Source organism: Winogradskyella poriferorum (assembly GCF_036553625.1).
In the GTDB taxonomy this organism is placed as follows: domain Bacteria; phylum Bacteroidota; class Bacteroidia; order Flavobacteriales; family Flavobacteriaceae; genus Winogradskyella; species Winogradskyella poriferorum.
Window position 1 is genome coordinate 40,757 of record NZ_JAZHOU010000008.1, and the last position, 20,998, is coordinate 61,754.

Sequence of the window (20,998 nt, forward strand, 5' to 3'; positions counted from 1 at the left end):
TCCTGTATTTTTGCTACTTAAAGTTATAAAATGGATTTATCTAGAGTTAAGCTTGTGGTTTCCGATATGGATGGCACGCTTCTTAATGAAAAGAATGAGGTAAGCACTCGTTTTTTTGAGCAATTTAAAGAACTACAAAAAAGAAATATTCACTTTGCAGCAGCTAGTGGAAGACAATACCAAAGTATTCTAAGCAAGTTAGATTGCATTAAAAACGATATTAGCATTATTGGAGAAAATGGTGGTATAATGCAATACCAAAACCAAACCAAAGTGTTATTGCAACTTACTAATGAAGATGTAGTAAAATGTGTTGAATTGCTTCGAACTGTCAGAGATTCTTACATTGTTTTGTGTGGAAGAAAAGCTGCTTACGTAGAGACTAATAATTCTAAATTTATAGAGCACCTCAGCAACTACTATTCAGTATATGAAATTGTAGATGATTTAACAGACGTCTTGGAGGATGAATTTCTTAAAATAGCAGTGTATCATTTTGATTCTTCTGAAGATTTTATTTATCCAAGTTTAGATTCATTAAAAAGAGACTATCAAGTCATTGTTTCTGGCCAGAACTGGTTAGATATTTCACATATTGATGCCAATAAGGCTTATGCCTTAAAAATTCTTCAAGATAATTTAGGGGTTTCTGAAAAAGAGACTTTGGCCTTTGGCGATTATAATAATGATTTACAAATGTTGAAATTAGCAGAGTATAGTTTTGCTATGGCAAATGCGCATCCTAATGTAAAATCCGTAGCGCGTTATGAAACTATGAGTAATTCAGAAGAAGGCGTCGAGTTTATAATTGATAAGTTATTGAACTCAATCTAATTAATAAGAGTTATATTAGTGATAAAATAGAATCTTGCTCTAAGATTTCATCTTGCCAGTAATGTCGTCAATTTTCAATAAGAAGACAATAGGTGTTTCCATATTATAAATTTTACTAGAAAATTGACTTATATAGTCTAAATCTTTGTGCTCTTTTTTTAGAACAAGGTTTTTAATGCCTAATGAAAACTCATGTAAATATAGCTTTGCTGTACCTCCATCAATTTCGGCATATTCACCATGCGCCATTACAGATTGCCATTTATTATTGCTAAAAATTTCTGCAACGGTCATACAAATTGAGGTTTGCTTTCGCATAGATTTAACCTTGTGTCCATTACCAGAATAACAGATGATATAATCTTCTTCATCATTGTAATAGTAGGTAATAGGAACCGTGTAAGGTCTATTTCCACTTATGTAAGATAAGTAACCTATATAATTGTTTTTTAAAATCTCGGAGCACCTTTTTTGTTCTAAACTTTTAATCATGGCTATAAAATTTGTTCTATAAGTTACTAACTAGGTCGTTGATTTTTAATGATTTTAGTCAGCTTTATCAAGAAAAATATTATAACTGTTAGCTACCTAACATTTTAGGTCAAAGATGAGCTCTAGTTTTGCTATATAATATTTTAAAAATAACAAGCGATGATTAAAAAAACATTTTTAGGACTACTAGCATTGAGTGTATTTGCTGTATCCTGTAGCAGTGATGACGATAATAACACGTCAACAACGTCAGATTTAACATTAAACCTACAAGGTTTAGAAGCATTAGGAAGTGATTATGTTTATGAAGGTTGGATTATTGTAGATGGCCAGCCTGTAAGTACAGGTACTTTTAGTAGTGTTGCATTTCCGCAAACATTTCCTGTTAACACAGAACAACTTGAAAACGCAACAACATTTGTGCTTTCCATTGAGCCAGCAGTAGATCCAGATCCTGCACCAGCAGCTACAAAATTATTAGCTGGTGATTTTTCTGGCAATGTAGCCAATGTTAACTCAGATAATATTGTTGTTGGTTCAGGAAGTGCGGTTTCTTCACTTGGAGCTTCAACAGGCAAATATATCTTAGCAACACCTACTGATATGGACGATACAAACGAATCTAGTGGTGTTTGGTTTTTAGATAATACAAACGCACCAAATCTTGTGCCTGGACTAAACCTACCAACTTTGGCAGATGGATGGAAATACGAAGGTTGGGTTGTGTTTGATGGTACACCAATAAGTACAGGAACATTTACAAGTGCTGAGGCTGCTGACGATAACGCAACAACATCTATATTTAAAGGAGATGCAGGAAGTGGTCCAGGCTATCCAGGTGAGGATTATTTACAAAATGCTCCAGCTGGATTAACATTTCCAACAGATTTAAAAGGAAGAACTGTTGTTATTTCTGTAGAGCCATATCCAGATAATAGTACTGCACCATTTACTTTAAAACCCTTAGCTCATATGGTACCAGCAAATGCCATGGATCATACGGTTATAGATATGGGAGATGGTCCTGTGGAAACCCTAATGGGTTCTGTAACAAGAAACTAATGTTGAAAAAGAGAATTTACCGCTAATGCGATAGATTAAATTGAGTTTTTTAAAAGGCTGCCCAAGAGGCAGTCTTTTTTAGTCTAAAGCATTTTTAGTGACGTACACACGCCAACCAATTATAGCAAGCTGTAATTTAGTTGCTTTACTAAGGTCTAATTGTCTTTTAGAATAACTTGGAAGTATCGCTTTGTTAATCTTTGCAATAATCTTAAAGATAGATGTCTTCATGTTTATTGATTTTACAAATGGGTGATTATGCCTTTTGCATGTTGTGTAAGCGATAAAAATAGTAAAACTTATTCTAGAACTAAGTTTTACTTGTTTTTTGATTGATTATTTTTTGATTGGTTGAATTTAGAATATCGAAAAAATTATATCGATAATCAGTTTTGCTAAAGTCATCATATTTTTTTGGTTTAGAGGTTAATTATTGTTTTAAATTCTTGATTGAGTTTTCAATATATATCGATAAACATTAGTCTTCCAAACGATTTTGTGAAAATCGGCGAATTTGCATTTACATTTATAACTAAAAAAATAAAATATGTTACTAAATAATGTGACTTGTCTTTGTTAAAGTTTCTTTTTGTAATTAAAAACACGTTTTATTATTATAGAATTATATGTTTGTAGAGGGTTTTTGAGAGCTTTTTTAAAATCGTAGAGGCTTTTTATCCTAAAAAAGTTCAAATTTTAACTTTTCATCTTTTTTGCGTAATTCATAATTGATAATTATCATAGTATTATTCAGTTCGTTTTTGTAAATAATTTTTAATTAACATCAATAGATTTTTTTACACGTATCTTTGAAAAAAATTAGAATATGAAACGTTTTTTAATTGTATTGGTGTTATTCCTATTTCATAATGCTTGGAGTCAAGTGTTAATTATTAATGAATTAGATCCGGATTCTCCAAGTACAGATACAGCAGAATTTATAGAGTTAAAATCACAGACACCAAATTTTTCAACTGACGGTTATATTTTGGTGTTCTTTAATGGGTCTTCTAGTGGTGGCGATTCGAGCTATATGGTAATTGATTTAGATGGTTACCAAACCGATAATAATGGTTTATTAGTAATTGGGAGTACAGGTGTATATCCATTTCCGCAATTATTAATATCAGAAAATGTTATCCAGAATGGAGCAGATGCTGTTGGTATCTATCAGGCTTCTGTTAATGATTTTCCTGAAGGTACTTTAGCTACTCAAACCAATCTAATAGATGCTTTGGTTTATGATACTAACGATTCGGATGATACTGTTTTGATGGGATTATTAGGAGAAACAATGCAGTATAATGATAATGGTACCAATTCTACACAGAGGTCTATACAACGCTTTGTGGATGGTATGGGAGTAGAATCTTATTCAACTGCTACACCAACACCAAGACGAGAAAATGATGGCTCTGGGATAGAAATAAATCCTATTCAGATTTCAGTTGCAGAAGCACAATATGATGAAGGTTCATCTTTTGATATTACATTTACTGCAGAAACCAATGTTACTTCAGATTTAAACTTTACGATTAGTCTTACTAATTATGGGTTTAATACTTCAGATTATACTGGGAATATAAACCTTACAATTTTAAGCGGAACCAATTCAATATCTACAACCATAACGCTAACAGACGATTCTGATGATGAAGGTGATGAGGTTTTAAGAATTCAGTTTTCAGATTTAGAAGAGCCAATAGTTCCTGGTAATAACTTTGTAGAAGTTAGAGTAGTGGATAATGACTTTACGGTTGCAGCTTGGGGAACACCTATTAACCCTACCACAGGAATTGTTCAAAGTACACAACCAGATGGTTACTATGATAGTTTAGATGGTTTGGCCGATACGGCTCTGAGACAAGCGTTACAAGATATTATTGCTGACCCGAATGTGGTAAGAGCACAAACCTATGCAGATGTTATTGATATTTTAATGGAAGCGGATCAAAATCCTGCAAATAGCAATCAGGTGTGGTTGCTTTATACCGAACAAGGTAGAGCTAAATTAGATATACAAACAGGTAGTAGTAATGCAGGTAAATGGAATAGAGAGCATACTTTTCCACGTTCAAGAGGTGGTTTTGATGATATAGAAGAAGATGAAATTGCTGATGGAGTAGACGTGTTTTGGACAACAGAGGCAGACTCTTTGCGTCACGGAAATTCTGACGCTCATGCATTGCGCGCAGCTGACGCTGTTGAGAATAGTACACGTGGTAATCAACATTATGGACAATATATTGGGCCAAGCGGAACATTAGGTAGTTTTAGAGGTGATGTGGCACGAAGTGTATTGTATATGGAAATTAGATATAATGGACTTGAAGTAGTAAATGGATTTCCAACAGTAACGGGACAATTAGGTGATTTAGCCACCTTATTAGATTGGCACAGAAATGATCCGCCAGACGATTTTGAAATGAACAGAAACAACGTAGTTTATACATGGCAGTTTAATAGAAATCCGTTTATAGATCAACCTGAGTTGGTGGAGTATATTTGGGGAAATAACGTTGGAGATATTTGGGATCAGTCGCTTAGTTTAGATGAAAATAAATTACAAGGTGTTTCGCTGTATCCAAATCCAACATCTGGAAGATTGTACATGAATGCAAGCAATGCAGTAAATGTTGAGGTGTACTCTGTGGAAGGAAAACGATTAAAACAATATAACGCTGTAGATAGTTATGTAGATATAGATTTAGCTTCTGGTTTGTATTTGGTAAAGCTAACTAACAGCGAAGGCTCTTTAACCAAAAAGATAATTATAAAATAATAGGTGTTTTAGTTAAATGATAATATCTATTAAGGAGGCACAGACTTAATACCTTTTAGAATTTACATGTTCAAGATAGTAATATTAATAATAGTAGTCATTATAGGGTTTTTAATATTTAGATTACCCCATTTTTTTCCTGATACATTTACACATGATAACCCATATGAAGATGATGGTGAAGACTATGGAGGATTTTTTGATTAAGGACAAAATAAAAAAGCCAAACTCAATATTAATGTTTGGCTTTTTCCGTTTTGATTGATTGATGAAACTTTAATCCTTTTTGGTTTTTATAATAATTACACCATTTTTGGCCTTTTCACCATATTTTTTAATAGCAGACTCATCTTTAAGAACCATTACAGATTCAATGTTGTTTGGTTTTATGGTCGCAAGTTTATCTTTGGAGACTTCCTTGTCGTCTATAATGTATAAAGGGTCTTTTCCACTAGATGTTGAAATAGACATATTTTCATCATCATATGCATGTTGAATAATAATTATATCCTCTTCTTTTTTTATGTCGTCATTACTTATCCATACATTGTTTCCTCTTTTTTCTTCTAAAATAACCTCAACTTCGTCATCATCTTCAGAAATGACTTCTATAGTTTTTGCACTTTTGTTTTTATCTACCACAACATACATGGTATCTGCTTTAACTTGGTTAACTTTCTCTTCGCTAATTACAAACACATTATTACTGCTTCCTGTTTTTTGAATTTTGTGCTTACCTCCATCTTCAGTTTTTATGATGTAAGAATGCTTTTTTGTTTTGCGATCTTCGTTGCCAATAGTAATAGTGTTGTGCTCTTTGTCTAAAGCAATGTGTATTGGTTCTATGGCTTCGTCATCAGAGCTTATTTGATATTTAGTGCTTGAGTTGTTGGATTTAGCTTCAATTTTTATAGCTCTAATTTCGCCTTTTTTGTTGCGTTTAATCCCTTTTATTTTTAAGGTAACACCTTCTTGTTTGAGCTTTTCTTTTATGCTTTCTAGTTCAGTATCTGTGGTGGATTTATTTATTGTTGTTATGATAAACTCTTTTTCTGAAGCAATTGACTCTTGTTTTACTTTTTGTTTTTCAGACTTTGCAGATTTTTGTTTTTCTTCTTTTTTAGTTGAAAGTTCTTCATGTTGCATACCAAGAGATTTCATTTTAGAAATAGCTCTTTTTTGTAGTGCTCTATAGTCAGATTCATTTTGTTTTTTGTCAATATCAAAATGAAAAGTAGCATTTTGAGGACTGCCTACATAGCCAGCATAGTCATCAAAAAACTCTTTGTAAATAATAAAATCTTCAATTGGAGTTTCTGTATTTCCCCCTCCATAGCTACGATTGTAGAATTTTACAAAAATATCAATAAGCTCATCATTAGAGTTTCGTTTTATTTGGCTAAATACAAGTGTTCCTCCTTTGTCTTCAATCGCTTTAGACATGGCTTTTAATTCTGTGTCTGTTGTGTTTTTAGTGACTAAAAATTCGAGCGTTTCATTTGTGCTTTCAGTTGTGGTGGTATTGTTTATATACACTTTTTCAGTGTTCATACTCATTAATAAACCTGCCAAAAGTGGAAGAATTAATAAGTACCTCCATTGTTTTTTACGGTGAGATTTAGATGTGTGTAACATAATGATTCGTTTTTTGATTTGTGAATTATAGAAATTATTTGATAATGAAATATTAGTGTTGTGTATACTGGTTTTTAGTAGTAAATGCTGATAAGCTTTTTCATTCTTTGTAGTAGCTTGCGTTTCACAATCTGCGATATATTCCAGATTTTGATGCACTTCTTTTTTGTAGAACCATATAAGTGGGTTGAACCAAAAGATTACGCATGCTAGTTGAGAAAAAAGAACGTCTAAAGAATGCATTTGGTTAACGTGTACTTTTTCGTGCATTAATATGAGTTCTAATTCTTCGTTGTTAAAGTCTTTAGGGTTAAAAACAATCCATTTGAAGAATGAGAATGGTGATATTTTATGATTAACGGTTACATAGGTATATATACCTTCTTTGTTTTTGGGATTTTTGATTAGTAACCATATTAAAGACCCAAACTGAAATAAAAACTGGAGAAATAAAATGCCAAAACCTATGGCATAAATAATTGGTAACAATGATGACCATTCAAATTGCTTTTTTGTAATAATATTGCTTAGTGAGGTGATAGCTACATTATTTGTTTGAAACGTAGTTTCTGGTGAAGCTACTGTTTCTACAGGAATATAAATAGGAATGACAACAAGAGGAAACACTAATGCTATTATCAAACCAATAATTAAAAACCAACGGTTATGGTTAAAAAAAGTTTCTCGTTTTAATAACAGCTGATAGCATATATAGAATACACAAATTACAGCTGATGCTTTTAATAGATATTCCATGGTTACTTTTTGTTTTCTATGATTGCAATAATCTCCTTTAGCTCGTCAACACTAATTTTTTCTTCTTTAGCAAAAAAGGACACCACGTTTTTATAAGAACTGTTAAAGTAGTTTTCAATAGCGGTATTCATAAAACGTTTTTTGTAATCTTCCTTAGAAACAATAGGGTAGTATTGATGTGTTTTTCCGTAGGCATTATAACTCACGTACCCTTTTTCTTCCAGGTTTCTAATTATGGTAGATAAAGTGTTGTAGTGTGGTTTGTCTGTTTCTATTTCTGCTAATACATCTTTTACAAAAGCTTTTTCTAGCTTCCACAATATGTGCATTATTTCTTCTTCTTTGTTAGTGAGTTTTTGCATTTTGGAAATATTAAATCATTATTCTAAAAATCAAATATAACTATTTTTATAGTTAATCAACTATAAAAATAGTTATTTAACGAAAAATTTAGTTTTTGTTTGCTTTGAAAATGAAATACTATCTTCGCAATTCTTAAAAAATATGAATTAAATATTTGGGTTGTAGATGAGTGTATTTCTTGTTATAGCTGGCTTAGCTTTGTTGGTTGTTGGTGGTGATTTTTTGGTTAGAGCTTCTGTAGGTTTGTCCTTTAAGCTAAAAATATCTAAGCTTGTTATAGGTATGACAGTGGTGTCTTTTGCAACATCAGCACCAGAGCTTTTAGTGAGCTTACAAGCAGCATTTGACGGTATTACAGATATTGCATTGGGTAACGTTATAGGATCTAATATTGCTAACATAGGTTTGGTTTTAGGGATAACAGCAATTATTTCTCCGCTAGCTGTAGATCGAGATTTTTACCGGCTCAATTGGCCAATGATGATGTTGGTATCCTTTGCGTTATATTATTTTTTGAAGAATGATGAATTGCTCTCTGCTTTAGAAGGAGCAATTCTTTTTATAGCCTTAATTGTATTTTTGGTTATACTCATTAGGAGCTCTAGAAAAACGATAAAAGCAAATTTAGATGAGGTTGATGACGCTTTAGCTGAGGTGTCTAATTTTAAGATTGTAGCTTGGTTGATTATTGGTGCTGCAGGCTTATATTTTGGGTCAGAGTGGCTTGTAGAAGGCGCAAAAGATCTTGCAAAAGCGGTTGGTATAAGTGATTATGCAATTTCTGTAACGGTTATTGCAATTGGTACTAGTGTGCCAGAATTGGCAGCATCTGTTATAGCGGCTTTAAAACGAGAAAAGGCTATTTCTTTAGGAAATTTAATTGGTTCTAATATTTTTAATATTGCTTCTGTATTGGGTTTAACATCTATAATAAAACCTATTGCAGTAAATCCTGAAACACCAGAGATATTATCGACCAATATTTTTTGGATGATAGCGTTTGCGGCAATATTAGTGCCACTAATGCTTATTCCAAAACGATTTATTATTGGACGCTATAAAGGTATGTTGTTATTTGGTGCTTATATGATTTTTATCTTTTTGGCTTTAAAATAAGACACAAAAAAAGCTCATAATTATTATGAGCTTTTTTTTATTTATAAATTAATGCTGTTGATTAAACTTCAGCACTTTTTACTGTCTTTACAATTCTACCTGCAACTTTGTAAGGATCTGCATTAGAAGCCGGACGACGATCTTCTAACCAGCCTTTCCAACCTTTTTCTACAGTAATAATAGGAATACGAATAGAAGCACCTCTGTCAGAGACTCCATAGCTAAACTCGTCGATAGATTGTGTTTCATGGTCACCAGTTAAACGTTGATCGTTAAACTCTCCATATACTTCTATATGTTCTTTAACAACAGGTCTAAATGCTTCACAGATTTTTTCGTAAGTCGCTTTATCACCACAAGTTCTTAATATTTCGTTAGAGAAGTTAGCGTGCATACCAGAACCATTCCAGTCCATGTCTTTGCCTAATGGCTTAGGGTGATAATCTATATAGTAACCGTATTTTTCAGTTAATCTATCTAATAGATATCGTGCTACCCAAATTTCGTCACCAGCCTTTTTTGCACCTTTAGCAAACAATTGAAATTCCCACTGACCAGAAGCAACCTCTTGGTTAATACCTTCAAAATTTAATCCCGCAGCAATACATAAATCAGCATGCTCTTCCACGAAAGCTCTTCCGTGAGTATTTCTTCCACCTACAGAACAGTAGTAAAGACCTTGAGGCGCAGGATAACCACCAACAGGGAAGCCTAAAGGTAATTGAGTTTTCTTATCCATGATAAAGTATTCTTGCTCAAAACCAAACCAAAAATCATTATCATCATCATCAATCGTTGCTCTACCATTAGATTCATGAGGAGTACCATCAGCATTCAAAACTTCAGTCATTACTAAGTACCCGTTTTTTCTTGTAGGGTCTGGATAAATAGCAACTGGCTTTAATAAACAGTCAGAATCACCTCCTGAAGCTTGTCTTGTAGACGAGCCGTCAAAAGACCAGATAGGGCAGTCTTCTAATTTTCCACTAAAATCGTCTTCAACTTTAGTTTTACTTCTCATGTTTTGAGTAGGCTTATAACCATCTAGCCATATGTACTCTAATTTAGATTTACTCATCAGTTTAAGATTTATTATTTGATGCTACAAATATTATTATTTTTTTCAATGCTATCAAAAAAAATAGGGTGTTTTAGGTAAAATGTTATTAATAGTTGTTAATAAGCCCTAAATTTTAAGGGGTGTGGATTGGTAATTTTGATAATTTCGTATTTTTGAGCCAAAATTTTACTAATATGTCAACATTGAGATTTTTTGCTGTAAAAGAATCATTAAAAAGAAAACCTTTAAAAATTGAAGAGTCAAAACGACGCTCAGAAGTATTTGGCGCTAATGTTTTTAACGAGGTTGCTATGCGTCAATATTTAACTAAAGAAGCCTTATCAAGTATTATGGAGGCTGCATCTAAAGGTACCAAAATAGATAGAGTTTTAGCAGACCACATTTCTACAGGAATGAAAGAATGGGCAATATCTAAAGGAGCTACACATTATACACATTGGTTTCAGCCATTAACAGGTGCGACGGCAGAGAAGCATGATGCTTTCTTTGAAACAATAGGAGATGGAATTGCTATTGAAAGATTTGGAGGTAGTCAATTAGTGCAACAAGAGCCAGATGCCTCTAGTTTTCCTAATGGAGGCATAAGAAACACTTTTGAAGCCAGAGGCTACACAGCTTGGGATCCTACATCACCAGCCTTTGTTTATGGCACTACTTTGTGTATACCTACAGTTTTTGTGTCTTACACAGGTGAAGCTTTAGATTATAAAACTCCATTATTAAGAGCATTGCACGCTGTTGATAAGGCGGCAGTAGCGGTTTGTAAGTATTTTGATAAAAATGTAAAGAAAGTAAGTGCTTCATTGGGTTGGGAGCAAGAATACTTTTTAATTGATAATGCATTAGCAACATCAAGACCAGATATTGTACTTACAGGAAGGACCTTATTAGGACATTCGCCTGCTAAAGGACAACAATTAGACGATCATTACTTTGGGACTATTCCGTCGAGAGCGATGGCCTACATGCGAGATTTAGAGAATGAAAGTATGTTACTGGGTATTCCTGTGAAGACAAGACATAATGAAGTGGCTCCAAATCAATTTGAGTTAGCTCCAATTTTTGAAGAAGCTAATCTTGCAGTAGATCACAACTCCTTATTAATGGATGTTATGCAAAAAGTTGCTAAACGTCACAATTTTACTGTACTTATGCACGAAAAACCATTTGCAGGAGTTAATGGGTCAGGAAAGCATAATAATTGGAGTCTTAGTACTGATACAGGTATTAATCTTTTATCGCCTGGTAAAACTCCAATGAGTAACCTACAATTTTTAACTTTTTTTATAAATACAATAAAGGCTGTTCAAACTCACGAAGAATTATTAAGAGCAGCTATTGCATCTGCGAGTAACGATCATCGTTTGGGTGCTAATGAAGCTCCGCCTGCAATAATTTCTGTTTTTATTGGAGCTCAGTTAACTAAAGTTTTAGAAGAACTAGAAACTGTAACAAAAGGAAAGTTGTCTCCTCAAGAGAAAACAGACTTAAAGCTTAATGTTGTTGGTAAAATTCCTGAAATACTTTTAGACAATACAGATAGAAATAGAACTTCTCCTTTTGCCTTTACAGGTAATAAATTTGAATTTAGAGCAGTAGGTTCTAAGGCTAATTGTGCAAACCCAATGACGGTTTTAAATACCATTGTTGCCAAGCAATTAATTGATTTTAAGGAAGAGGTAGATGTTTTAATTGATAAAAAATCAATGAAAAAGGATGATGCTATTTTTAATGTTCTAAGAGAATATATTAAGACATCAAAGGCTATTCTTTTTGAAGGTAATGGTTATAGTGAAGCTTGGGAAAAGGAAGCTAAAAAGCGCGGTCTAAGTAATAACAAAACAACACCGGAAGCACTTAAAGTTAAGGTGTCGAAATCAACTGTAGCGTTATTTGAAAACCTTGGTGTTATGAATGAAGTAGAGTCCAAAGCACGTTACGAAATTGAAATGGAAGAGTATATTCTACACGTTCAGATTGAGAGTAGAGTTCTAGGCGATATTGCTCGTAACCATGTAGTGCCAACTGCCGTAAGATACCAAAACATACTTATAGAGAATGTAAAAGGACTTAAAGTTATTTATGGTGATGGGTTTAAAGATTTTGCCACAGAACAATTAAATATTATAGAGCAGATATCTAAGCACATAGAAGCTATAAACTCATTGGTAACTAAGATGATTGATGAACGTAAAAGTGTAAATTCTCAAAGCAATATTGAAAAGAAAGCTCAAGGGTATTGCAATAAAGTAAAACCACTTTTTGATGATATTAGATATCACTGTGATAAGTTAGAGTTAATGATAGATGATGAGCTGTGGCCACTAACAAAGTATAGAGAGTTATTATTCACAAAATAGTAGTTTCAAAATTTTTTTGTACGTATTTATACGTATAAAACTAGGTGTAAAAAATACATTTTGTGTCGTTTGTCGATAACAAATGTCGCATTGTCGAAAACCCTATGAATTGTTGTAAAAAAACTAGTTTTCACCATTTTTACAATGTGTTTATTTAGTATGTTTGTAGTGCTATTAATCAATATTTGTAAAAATGAAGAAGTTACTATTAAGTGTAGCTATTCTAGTGGGTGCGACCTTAATTCTTACTCAAGACAACTCTGAAGATATCAAAGATGTTGTAAATGATGAGGTTGTTAACATACAGCCAACGCTACTGACAGAATCTTAAAATTAAAACAATAACAAGGCTTGTAAGCCATTAAAATTTATAAAGGATAAAACCATATTTATGGTTTTATCCTTTTTTATTACACTTGGTCTTTTATTTTTTGACTGTATGTGAAATATTTTTCTATATTGTGCAGCCTCAGATACTTATGTGTCTTAAGTTTATTTATTAATTAAGCCTTTATGATTATTGCAAATAAAAATCAAATCCTAACATTCATTTTTATTTTTCTAAACCTATATGTTGTAGCCGCTCAAGAAGAGGTTGATCAAGAAGAGAAAACAGAAATAAGTAACAAAGAACTTTATAAAGAATTAGATTTTCTAGAATTAAGAGGTACTCATGCTGTAGATGCGGCTGTAGGTACTACCATGATTCTTGGTGATTATCCAGATTCAGAACTTGATGTTTATTTTAGATTAGGTTACAGATATTTTGTTATTAGTAATCTTAATATCAACTTATCATTTAATAAATATAATATCGCCCTTAGCGACACGGTAAATGAAGGTTTTATGTCTTTTGATTTCAATCTTGAATATTTAGTAAGCCCATATAACGAATTTTCTCCATTCATATTTGGAGGTTACGGCTATAATGCGTCAAACTCTTTTGAAGAATCCCACACCAAAGTTCAATGCGGTTTAGGGTTAGAGTATTTAGTTATGGATGGATTGGGCGTAAAGCTATATGGAGATTACAATTTTGTGCTTTCTAATGAGTTAGAGGGTTTAGTTATGCCAGATAAAGATGAGTCTTTCCTAAGAGTTGGTCTGGGTGTAAACTTATATTTTGGTGGCAAAAAAAGAAAAAAGGAAATATTAGAGAATATAGAAACGGTAATAAATTCTAATTTAATCAAATAATTAATTTCTATTCTTACTTTTGCAGTACTAAGAATCATTAACAGTTTCAATGAGTAATTCTGTCAGTAAAAGATATGCCCAAAGAGGTGTTTCTGCCTCAAAAGAAGATGTACACAATGCTATAAAAAATATAGATAAAGGGCTTTTTCCTAAAGCCTTTTGTAAAATAGTTCCAGATTATTTAACAAATGATGAAGAGTACTGCTTAATTATGCATGCAGATGGTGCTGGTACAAAATCTTCTTTAGCTTACATGTACTGGAAAGAAACAGGAGACATATCTGTTTGGAAAGGTATTGCCCAAGACGCATTGATTATGAATATAGATGACCTACTTTGTGTAGGTGCAACTGACAATATTATGCTGTCTTCTACCATAGGAAGAAACAAGAATCTAATTCCCGGAGAAGTAATTTCTGCAATTATCAATGGTACAGAAGAGTTAATTGAAGATCTTAAAAGCTTTGGAGTTACAATACATTCAACAGGTGGTGAAACGGCTGATGTAGGTGACTTGGTAAGAACAATCATAGTAGACTCTACTGTAACTGCTCGTATGAAGCGTTCTGACGTAATAGACAATGCTAATATTTCTGAAGGAGATGTTATTGTTGGTTTAGAATCTTTTGGTCAGTCCACTTACGAGACTGAGTATAATGGAGGAATGGGTAGTAATGGGTTAACATCAGCAAGACATGATGTTTTTTCAAAATATTTAGCAGAAAAATATCCTGAAAGTTTTGATTCTTCAGTACCAGAAGATTTAGTGTATTCTGGTGATACTAAGCTTACAGATCCTGTTGAAGATTCGCCAATAGATGCAGGTAAATTGGTGTTGTCACCAACCAGAACTTACGCACCAATCATTAAGAGTATTCTTAACAAATATAATAGTGATACTGTTCACGGTATGGTGCATTGCAGTGGAGGAGCACAAACCAAAATCCTCCACTTTGTAGATAAGCTACATATTGTAAAAGATAATATGTTCAAAATTCCTCCGTTATTCAAGCTAATACAAGAGCAATCTAATACAGATTGGAAAGAGATGTATCAAGTTTTTAATTGTGGTCATCGTATGGAGTTGTACGTTAAGCCAGAGATTGCAGAAGATATTATAGCAATTTCAAAATCGTTTAATGTTAATGCTCAAATTATAGGAAGAGTAGAAGCTTCTGAAGAAAAGAAGTTAACTATAAAAAGTGAATACGGAACCTTTAATTATTAAGCCATCAGCCATATGCAGAATATAAAAAAGTATGTTTTAGGTTTTACGTTTTTATTTAGTTTATGTGTTTCAGCACAACCAGATTCTTTGTTTTTAAGAAAGCCACAATCAAAGTTAAGTTTAGGTTGGAATACTGAAAAGGAAGTGGGTTTTTTTCTTAATCAGGTTTCTTTTTCTAATTGGAATGCAGGCGGTACAAACTCTATATCTGCTATTATAAGCGGGAAAGCTTCGGCTAAATACAAAGAAGAAACTTACTTTTGGAATTCTTCACTTAATCTGCGCTACGGTTTAAATAAGCAAGAAAAGCAATCACTGTTTAAAACAGAAGACGTTATAGAAGTTGTTTCTAATTTTGGATTAGAAAAAAGTTTGGAGAGTAATTGGTTTTACTCAGCAAGGTTTAGTTTTAATACTCAGTTTGCAAACGGATACAGTAGTCCAGATGATGAAAACCCTATTTCAAGATTCATGGCGCCAGGTTATGTGTTTTTAGGAGCAGGTATGGAGTATGGTAGACATATAGAGCGGTTTTCTGTATATGCATCACCATTAACTTTAAAAACAACTTTTGTACTAGATGAAGAGTTGGCTAATCAAGGTGCTTTTGGTGTAGATCCTGCGATATACGATATGGAAGGTAATATTATAAAAAAAGGTGAAAACACGCGTCAGGAGTTTGGTGTCTTACTTACAGGACAGTTTGAAGATGAGGTTTTTGATAATATAAAACTAAATTCACGCTTAAGACTATATACAGACTATCTGGTAAACTTTGGTAATGTCGACGTAGATTGGGAAGTTAACTTAGATATGAAGGTTAATAAATTTGTTCAAGCTACATTAGGATCTCATTTAAGATATGATCATGATATTAAGTCTGAGATAGAGACCAATGAAGTTACTAACGAAGAAATAGTCGTAGAAGGTCCAAAAATTCAATGGAAACAGTTACTTGGTGTTGGTGTTGTGGTAGATTTAGAGAGTATAATTGCTGGTAGTTAATCATTCTACTTTTATTTCAGTACATTTTCATTGAGATACCTGTAACTTTCTAATTCCTTTAAATTTTTAATTTCTTTTGTAGTTGCATTTTTTAGCAAATAGATCTTGTCTGCACTATCAATAATGTGTTGGTACATATGGTCAGATACAATAACTATTTTATTTCTTTTTTCTTCTTCAATTAAAGTTTTAATAGCTTCAATATGTATTGGTGCCAAATGCGAAAAAGGTTCATCTAAAATAGTGATTAGGCTTTTAGATTTTAGTGCCAAATAAGTTTCTATAACACGACGTTCGCCTCCAGAAAGCTTACCCATGCTATAGGATTTGTAAGTTTTAAAAGCATTAAAGCTTGATGCAAATTCATCCCAACTTACACCAAACATGTTAAAAGCAGATTTAACAACCATACCATTTGGAATAAAATGATATTGCGGCAGGTATTTTATAAATCCGGTTTTGTACAGTGGTTTTAGAATAGGTTTATTGTCTATTCTAATTAATTTATACTTAGGTTTTAAATTGCCAAAAATAATGTCTAGTAAGCTACTTTTACCACATCCATTACTGCCTAATATAGCTATTACTTTACCTGTTTCGGCCTTTAGGTAAATACCGCTTAAGATGCGCTTGTTTTTAAAATTCAATTCTATGTTGTCTACTTCAAGTATCATATTCTGTAATTAAAGTAGCTTAAATAAAAAAAGAATGAATACCGTAAGCAGGCTGTCTAAAACAAACATAGAAATAAAGAGCGATTGTATTGAGAATCCTAAATTTTTATAGAAAGTTAATTTGCGTTTACTTGCAGTTTCGTTAGTAAGATACCAGGCAAAAACAGTTAGAAATAATTTAGTTAAAACAGCAGGAATATAATGCGAATCAACAAAACCAAGTAAAAGAGTAATGATAAAAGACCAAGCGATATAGGTTTTGTAAAAGTGAAAGAAAATCAAAAGGTGTTTCATAAAATTAAGGATGAGTTTCTTTATATAAAACCTTTTATCAACGAAAGAAAAACACTGGTAATTAAACTGTCTAGCAAAAATATGATACTAAAAAACTTAAGGTTAGACACACCTCTTATTTTATAAAAATTTAAGCGTTGCCTTAATTTTCTATCACTAATCATTATCCATAGCAGAAAGACCAGGAATAATTTAGTGCAAAGCGCTAAAATCAATTCCGGATTAATAACCGTAATAGCAATGGTCACTAAAAACGACCATAGAGCAAGCGGCTTGTAGTAGTTTAGTATAGAGGTAAACTGCTTTCGCATACTACCTACAACGCTAAAAGATTAAAAAATATTTTTTAAAATAGTCGTAAAATACATTTTTGATAAAATCTATAAATTCAGAAATAAGTTTCTAAAGACTTAAATCTCCATAATCAACTAAAAAATTGTACTTTTGATTTCCAATTTTTTGAAGAGAGATGTTAGAGAAAATACAGATTGTAAAACAACGATTCGATGAGGTAAATGACCTCATAATTCAACCAGATATTATTGCAGATCAGAAGCGTTACATTCAACTAAATAAGGAATATAAAGACCTGAAAAAAATAGTTGATAAAGGTGACGTTTATAAAGAATTATTAGATAATATTTCTGAAGCTGAAGAGATCATAGCAGATGGCTCTGATGCAGAGATGGTAGAAATGGCAAAAATGCAGTTAGATGAAGCTAAAGAGGATTTGCCTAAAATTGAAGAAGAAATTCGTTTCTTATTGATACCAAAAGATCCAGATGATGCCAAGAATGTTGTAGTAGAAGTACGAGCAGGAACAGGTGGAGACGAAGCTAGTATTTTTGCTGGTGACTTATACAGAATGTATTCAAAATACTGTAGTAACAAAGGCTGGAAGGTAGATGTAGTAAGTACAAGCGAAGGAACATCCGGAGGTTTTAAAGAAATTATTTTCGAAGTTTCTGGAGAAGATGTTTACGGTACTATGAAGTTTGAAGCAGGTGTGCACCGTGTACAACGTGTACCACAAACAGAGACACAAGGTCGTGTGCATACGAGTGCAGCAACTGTGGTAGTAATGCCTGAGGCAGAAGAGTTTGATTACGAACTAGACATGACAGAGGTTCGTATAGAACGTACTACATCAACAGGTCCTGGAGGTCAGTCGGTAAATACAACATACTCTGCAATTAAGCTACACCACGAGCCAACAGGTATGATTGTAAGTTGTCAAGATCAGAAATCATCGCACAAAAACTTAGAAAAAGCCTTAAAGGTTTTACGTTCGCGATTGTATGAAGAGGAATTAAGAAAGCGTCAGGCAGAAGCTTCAGAAAAGCGTAAAAGTATGGTAAGCTCTGGAGATAGAAGTGCTAAGATTAGAACATACAACTATCCTCAAGGTCGTGTAACCGATCATAGAATTGGATTAACCTTATATGATTTATCAAACATCATAGACGGAGATATTCAAAAAATAATAGACGAGTTAATGCTTGCAGAAAACACTGAGTTGTTAAAAGCTAGCGACGAAACAATATAAATTTTTAGGCCTCTTTTTTGAGGCTTTTTTTTATAACATGACAACACAACAACTAATCACTCAAATCAAGAAAAAACAATCCTTTCTTTGCATAGGATTAGATGTAGATTTAAATAAAATTCCTCAACACCTTTTAGAGGAAGAAGACCCAATATTTGCTTTTAATAAAGCTATAATTGATGCAACACATCAGCTTTGTGTGGCATACAAGCCTAATACTGCTTTTTATGAAGCCTACGGAATTAAAGGCTGGCAAGCTTTAGAAAAAACCATAAATTATCTCAACGACAAGCATCCGGAAATTTATACCATTGCAGATGCAAAACGAGGAGACATTGGTAACACAAGTACAATGTATGCAAAAGCTTTTTTTGAAGATTTAGGTTTCGATAGTGTTACTGTAGCACCATATATGGGCAAAGATTCGGTAGAACCTTTTTTAGCTTTTGAGGATAAGCACACCATTTTGTTAGCACTAACTTCTAATCAAGGAGCTTTCGATTTTCAAACTCAAACCGTTGATGGAGTAGAACTTTATAAGCAGGTTTTAAAAACTTCAAAAACTTGGAAAAATTCTGAAAATTTAATGTACGTGGTTGGTGCCACAAAAGCAGAGTTTTTAGCAGATATTAGGCAAATCATACCAGATAGTTTTTTGTTGGTGCCAGGTGTTGGTGCACAAGGAGGTAATCTTCAAGATGTTTGTAAATACGGAATGACTGATGCTGTAGGTTTGCTTATCAATTCTTCTAGAGGAATAATATATGCATCTCAAAACGATGATTTTGCACAGGCTGCAGCAGCAAAAGCTAAAGAGTTGCAGTTGCAGATGAGTGAAATTCTGAATGCTTAAGTTTTTTGTCATTTGAGAAAACTATCGTGAAAATTAAAATTGTATATATAATTCTAATATTAATTCTGCTTGTAAGCTGTAATCAACAAGAGAAACAAATTGATACGTGGAACAACTTAACTGCGGAATATCAAGTAGAAACGGAAAAGAACGAATTCGGCTTAATTTTAGATACTTTAGTTTTTAATCAAAATATGAAAAGAAAAGAATTGACTGAAAAGTATGCCTTTGGTCAATCAAAATTAAAATTTTATAAGCAATTCATTTCTGAAAATTTAATAACGAAAAAACAAATATTGACCGATGAATATGCTAAAACTGAAATTACATACTTGGGTAAATTAATGGATTTGGATAATCAAAATTACTATCACGTAATTACTAGTTTTAAAATTATCGGAATCGGAGAAATGGAATCGCCTCGTGGAATGAGTAATATTGCTTTTATCAATAAAAATGTTGATAAAGCAATAATCTACCAAGTGGGAATGCCTGATGAATTACCAGAAAAAATTGAAAACAAAATATTATATTTTACTCATAAATCTGAAAAAATAGGTGTTTCAATACTTGGAGGTTTACCACCAATGTTGTGTATTCCTAAAATTGGATGTAATTAAAAAAAATCGGATACATAGCTATCGTGTATATAGTTCATTACAGCTTAATTGGAGATAGAAAATCAACCTTATTAGCTAAATCAGAAAATCTGATGTAATTTCAATAATAAACTATATACGAATATACCATTCTGAACTCATTTCAACATCTCAAGATGAAATACTTAGATCAGTTAAATAGAAACGTTGAGCTAGAGCATACACCGAAACGAATTGTATCTCTAGTGCCTTCGCAAACCGAATTATTAGTTGATTTAGGACTAGAAAACGACCTTGTAGGTGTTACAAAATTTTGTGTACACCCAAATCATCTCAGAAAACATAAAGCGGTTGTTGGAGGTACAAAACAAATTCATCTTGATAAAATAAAAGCGCTTCGGCCAGACATTATACTTTGTAATAAAGAAGAAAATACAAAGGAAATCATCAGAGATTTAGAAGATGTAGCTCCAATACATATTAGTGATGTAGATACTGTAGAAGATTGTTTAGAGCTTATAAAAATGTATGGTACTATTTTCAATAGTTCTAAAAATGCTTCAGACTTAATTGAGGCTATTAAAATTGAAAGACAAAAATTTCAATCTGCTTTACAATCTAAAAGTAAGAAGAAAGTAGCCTATTTTATTTGGAAGAATCCTTGGATGGTTGTAGCTTCAAATACGTTTATAAACACAATGATTAATGAGGCTGGTTTTAGTAATGTTTTTGAGAGCGAAGCACGTTATCCTGAAATAGATTTAGAGCATTCAAAATTAAAAGAAGCCGATTTAATATTCCTTTCAAGTGAGCCATATCCTTTTAAAACTAAAGATATAGAGGGTTTTAGAGAGCAGTTTCCGTTAAAAGATATAAGTATAGTTGATGGTGAAATGTTTTCGTGGTACGGAAGCCGATTGTTGAAGTCTTTCAAATATTTTAAAGAAACATTTTATTAAATAGAAAAGTCGGTACCTAACTAAAATACCGACTTTCATCTAACTAACTTGTTCTAATCTCTTTTAAGACTTAATCTCTTTTGCGGTACAAAGATGTTGACTTTCTAGCTTTTAAATGTTATGTTAATATTAGCTTATAATTAAATGTAGTTTAATAACTTA

19 protein-coding genes are annotated in these 20,998 nt (G+C 32.6%); 13 read left to right on the top strand and 6 right to left on the bottom strand.

Features of this window, described 5'->3' with window-relative positions; translation table 11 throughout:
• The first annotated feature begins 30 nt into the window (after positions 1-30).
• Positions 31-834 carry an HAD family hydrolase gene (locus V1468_RS15865; RefSeq protein WP_331811190.1) on the top strand — a complete coding sequence of 268 codons (804 nt, stop codon included), beginning with the start codon at positions 31-33 and terminating at the stop codon, positions 832-834.
• Positions 835-873: 39 nt separating this feature from the next.
• Here V1468_RS15865 and V1468_RS15870 read toward each other — a convergent pair whose 3' ends face one another.
• On the bottom strand, positions 874-1,326 hold the full coding sequence (locus V1468_RS15870; RefSeq protein WP_331811191.1) for a pyridoxamine 5'-phosphate oxidase family protein: 453 nt from the start codon (positions 1,324-1,326) through the stop codon (positions 874-876).
• Positions 1,327-1,485: 159 nt separating this feature from the next.
• Here V1468_RS15870 and V1468_RS15875 point away from each other — a divergent pair, with 159 nt between their 5' ends.
• Positions 1,486-2,388: an anti-sigma factor gene (locus V1468_RS15875; protein WP_331811192.1), complete on the top strand. Its 903-nt coding sequence runs from the start codon at positions 1,486-1,488 to the stop codon at positions 2,386-2,388.
• Positions 2,389-2,466: 78 nt separating this feature from the next.
• On the opposite strand, the gene V1468_RS15880 is transcribed toward V1468_RS15875, so the two are convergent.
• The gene (locus V1468_RS15880; RefSeq protein ID WP_331811193.1) at positions 2,467-2,619 is read right to left on the bottom strand and encodes an SsrA-binding protein; all 153 of its coding nucleotides are present in this window, start codon (positions 2,617-2,619) and stop codon (positions 2,467-2,469) included.
• Positions 2,620-3,214: 595 nt separating this feature from the next.
• Here V1468_RS15880 and V1468_RS15885 point away from each other — a divergent pair.
• A complete protein-coding gene (locus V1468_RS15885; protein ID WP_331811194.1) occupies positions 3,215-5,170 on the top strand; it encodes an endonuclease in 1,956 nt (651 codons plus the stop codon).
• A 276-nt stretch (positions 5,171-5,446) separates the two neighbouring features.
• Here V1468_RS15885 and V1468_RS15890 read toward each other — a convergent pair whose 3' ends face one another.
• Both V1468_RS15890 and V1468_RS15895 read right to left on the bottom strand, forming a co-directional pair.
• Positions 5,447-7,561 carry a M56 family metallopeptidase gene (locus V1468_RS15890; RefSeq protein ID WP_331811195.1) on the bottom strand — a complete coding sequence of 705 codons (2,115 nt, stop codon included), beginning with the start codon at positions 7,559-7,561 and terminating at the stop codon, positions 5,447-5,449.
• Between the two features lie 2 nt (positions 7,562-7,563).
• Positions 7,564-7,923 (bottom strand): BlaI/MecI/CopY family transcriptional regulator, encoded by a 360-nt coding sequence (locus V1468_RS15895; protein WP_278005874.1) that lies wholly within the window; start codon positions 7,921-7,923, stop codon positions 7,564-7,566.
• Positions 7,924-8,089: 166 nt separating this feature from the next.
• Between V1468_RS15895 and V1468_RS15900 the strand changes: the two genes are divergently transcribed.
• Positions 8,090-9,040, top strand: coding sequence for a calcium/sodium antiporter (locus V1468_RS15900; protein ID WP_331811196.1), 951 nt, complete (start codon positions 8,090-8,092; stop codon positions 9,038-9,040).
• Positions 9,041-9,101: 61 nt separating this feature from the next.
• Here the strand turns inward: V1468_RS15900 and V1468_RS15905 are convergent, their stop codons facing one another.
• Positions 9,102-10,118: a glutamine synthetase beta-grasp domain-containing protein gene (locus V1468_RS15905; RefSeq protein ID WP_331811197.1), complete on the bottom strand. Its 1,017-nt coding sequence runs from the start codon at positions 10,116-10,118 to the stop codon at positions 9,102-9,104.
• Between the two features lie 176 nt (positions 10,119-10,294).
• On the opposite strand from V1468_RS15905, the gene V1468_RS15910 reads away from it, so the two are divergent.
• The 5 genes from V1468_RS15910 (at position 10,295) to V1468_RS15930 (ending at position 15,911) form a co-directional block, all read left to right on the top strand.
• Entirely contained in the window at positions 10,295-12,481 is a 2,187-nt protein-coding gene (locus V1468_RS15910) for a glutamine synthetase III family protein (RefSeq protein WP_331811198.1), read from the top strand.
• 193 nt (positions 12,482-12,674) lie between these two features.
• The gene (locus V1468_RS15915) at positions 12,675-12,812 is read left to right on the top strand and encodes a hypothetical protein (protein WP_331811199.1); all 138 of its coding nucleotides are present in this window, start codon (positions 12,675-12,677) and stop codon (positions 12,810-12,812) included.
• A 182-nt stretch (positions 12,813-12,994) separates the two neighbouring features.
• Positions 12,995-13,678, top strand: coding sequence for a Curli production assembly/transport component CsgG (locus tag V1468_RS15920; RefSeq protein WP_331811200.1), 684 nt, complete (start codon positions 12,995-12,997; stop codon positions 13,676-13,678).
• A gap of 49 nt (positions 13,679-13,727) precedes the next feature.
• Positions 13,728-14,906, top strand: a complete 1,179-nt coding sequence (locus V1468_RS15925; protein ID WP_331811201.1) for an AIR synthase related protein — start codon at positions 13,728-13,730, stop codon at positions 14,904-14,906.
• Positions 14,907-14,918: 12 nt separating this feature from the next.
• Positions 14,919-15,911 carry a DUF3078 domain-containing protein gene (locus tag V1468_RS15930; RefSeq protein ID WP_331811202.1) on the top strand — a complete coding sequence of 331 codons (993 nt, stop codon included), beginning with the start codon at positions 14,919-14,921 and terminating at the stop codon, positions 15,909-15,911.
• Positions 15,912-15,922: 11 nt separating this feature from the next.
• Here the strand turns inward: V1468_RS15930 and V1468_RS15935 are convergent, their stop codons facing one another.
• A complete protein-coding gene (locus V1468_RS15935) occupies positions 15,923-16,585 on the bottom strand; it encodes an ABC transporter ATP-binding protein (RefSeq protein ID WP_331811203.1) in 663 nt (220 codons plus the stop codon).
• 763 nt (positions 16,586-17,348) lie between these two features.
• Between V1468_RS15935 and prfA the strand changes: the two genes are divergently transcribed.
• The 4 genes from prfA to V1468_RS15955 all read left to right on the top strand — a co-directional run bounded on the left by prfA (position 17,349) and on the right by V1468_RS15955 (position 20,836).
• Positions 17,349-18,425, top strand: a complete 1,077-nt coding sequence (prfA, locus tag V1468_RS15940; protein WP_331811204.1) for a peptide chain release factor 1 — start codon at positions 17,349-17,351, stop codon at positions 18,423-18,425.
• A 37-nt stretch (positions 18,426-18,462) separates the two neighbouring features.
• Positions 18,463-19,278, top strand: a complete 816-nt coding sequence (gene pyrF, locus V1468_RS15945; RefSeq protein WP_331811205.1) for an orotidine-5'-phosphate decarboxylase — start codon at positions 18,463-18,465, stop codon at positions 19,276-19,278.
• Between the two features lie 194 nt (positions 19,279-19,472).
• Positions 19,473-19,898: a hypothetical protein gene (locus V1468_RS15950; RefSeq protein WP_331811206.1), complete on the top strand. Its 426-nt coding sequence runs from the start codon at positions 19,473-19,475 to the stop codon at positions 19,896-19,898.
• A gap of 155 nt (positions 19,899-20,053) precedes the next feature.
• Positions 20,054-20,836 (top strand): ABC transporter substrate-binding protein, encoded by a 783-nt coding sequence (locus V1468_RS15955; protein ID WP_331811207.1) that lies wholly within the window; start codon positions 20,054-20,056, stop codon positions 20,834-20,836.
• The last annotated feature ends 162 nt before the right edge of the window (positions 20,837-20,998 follow it).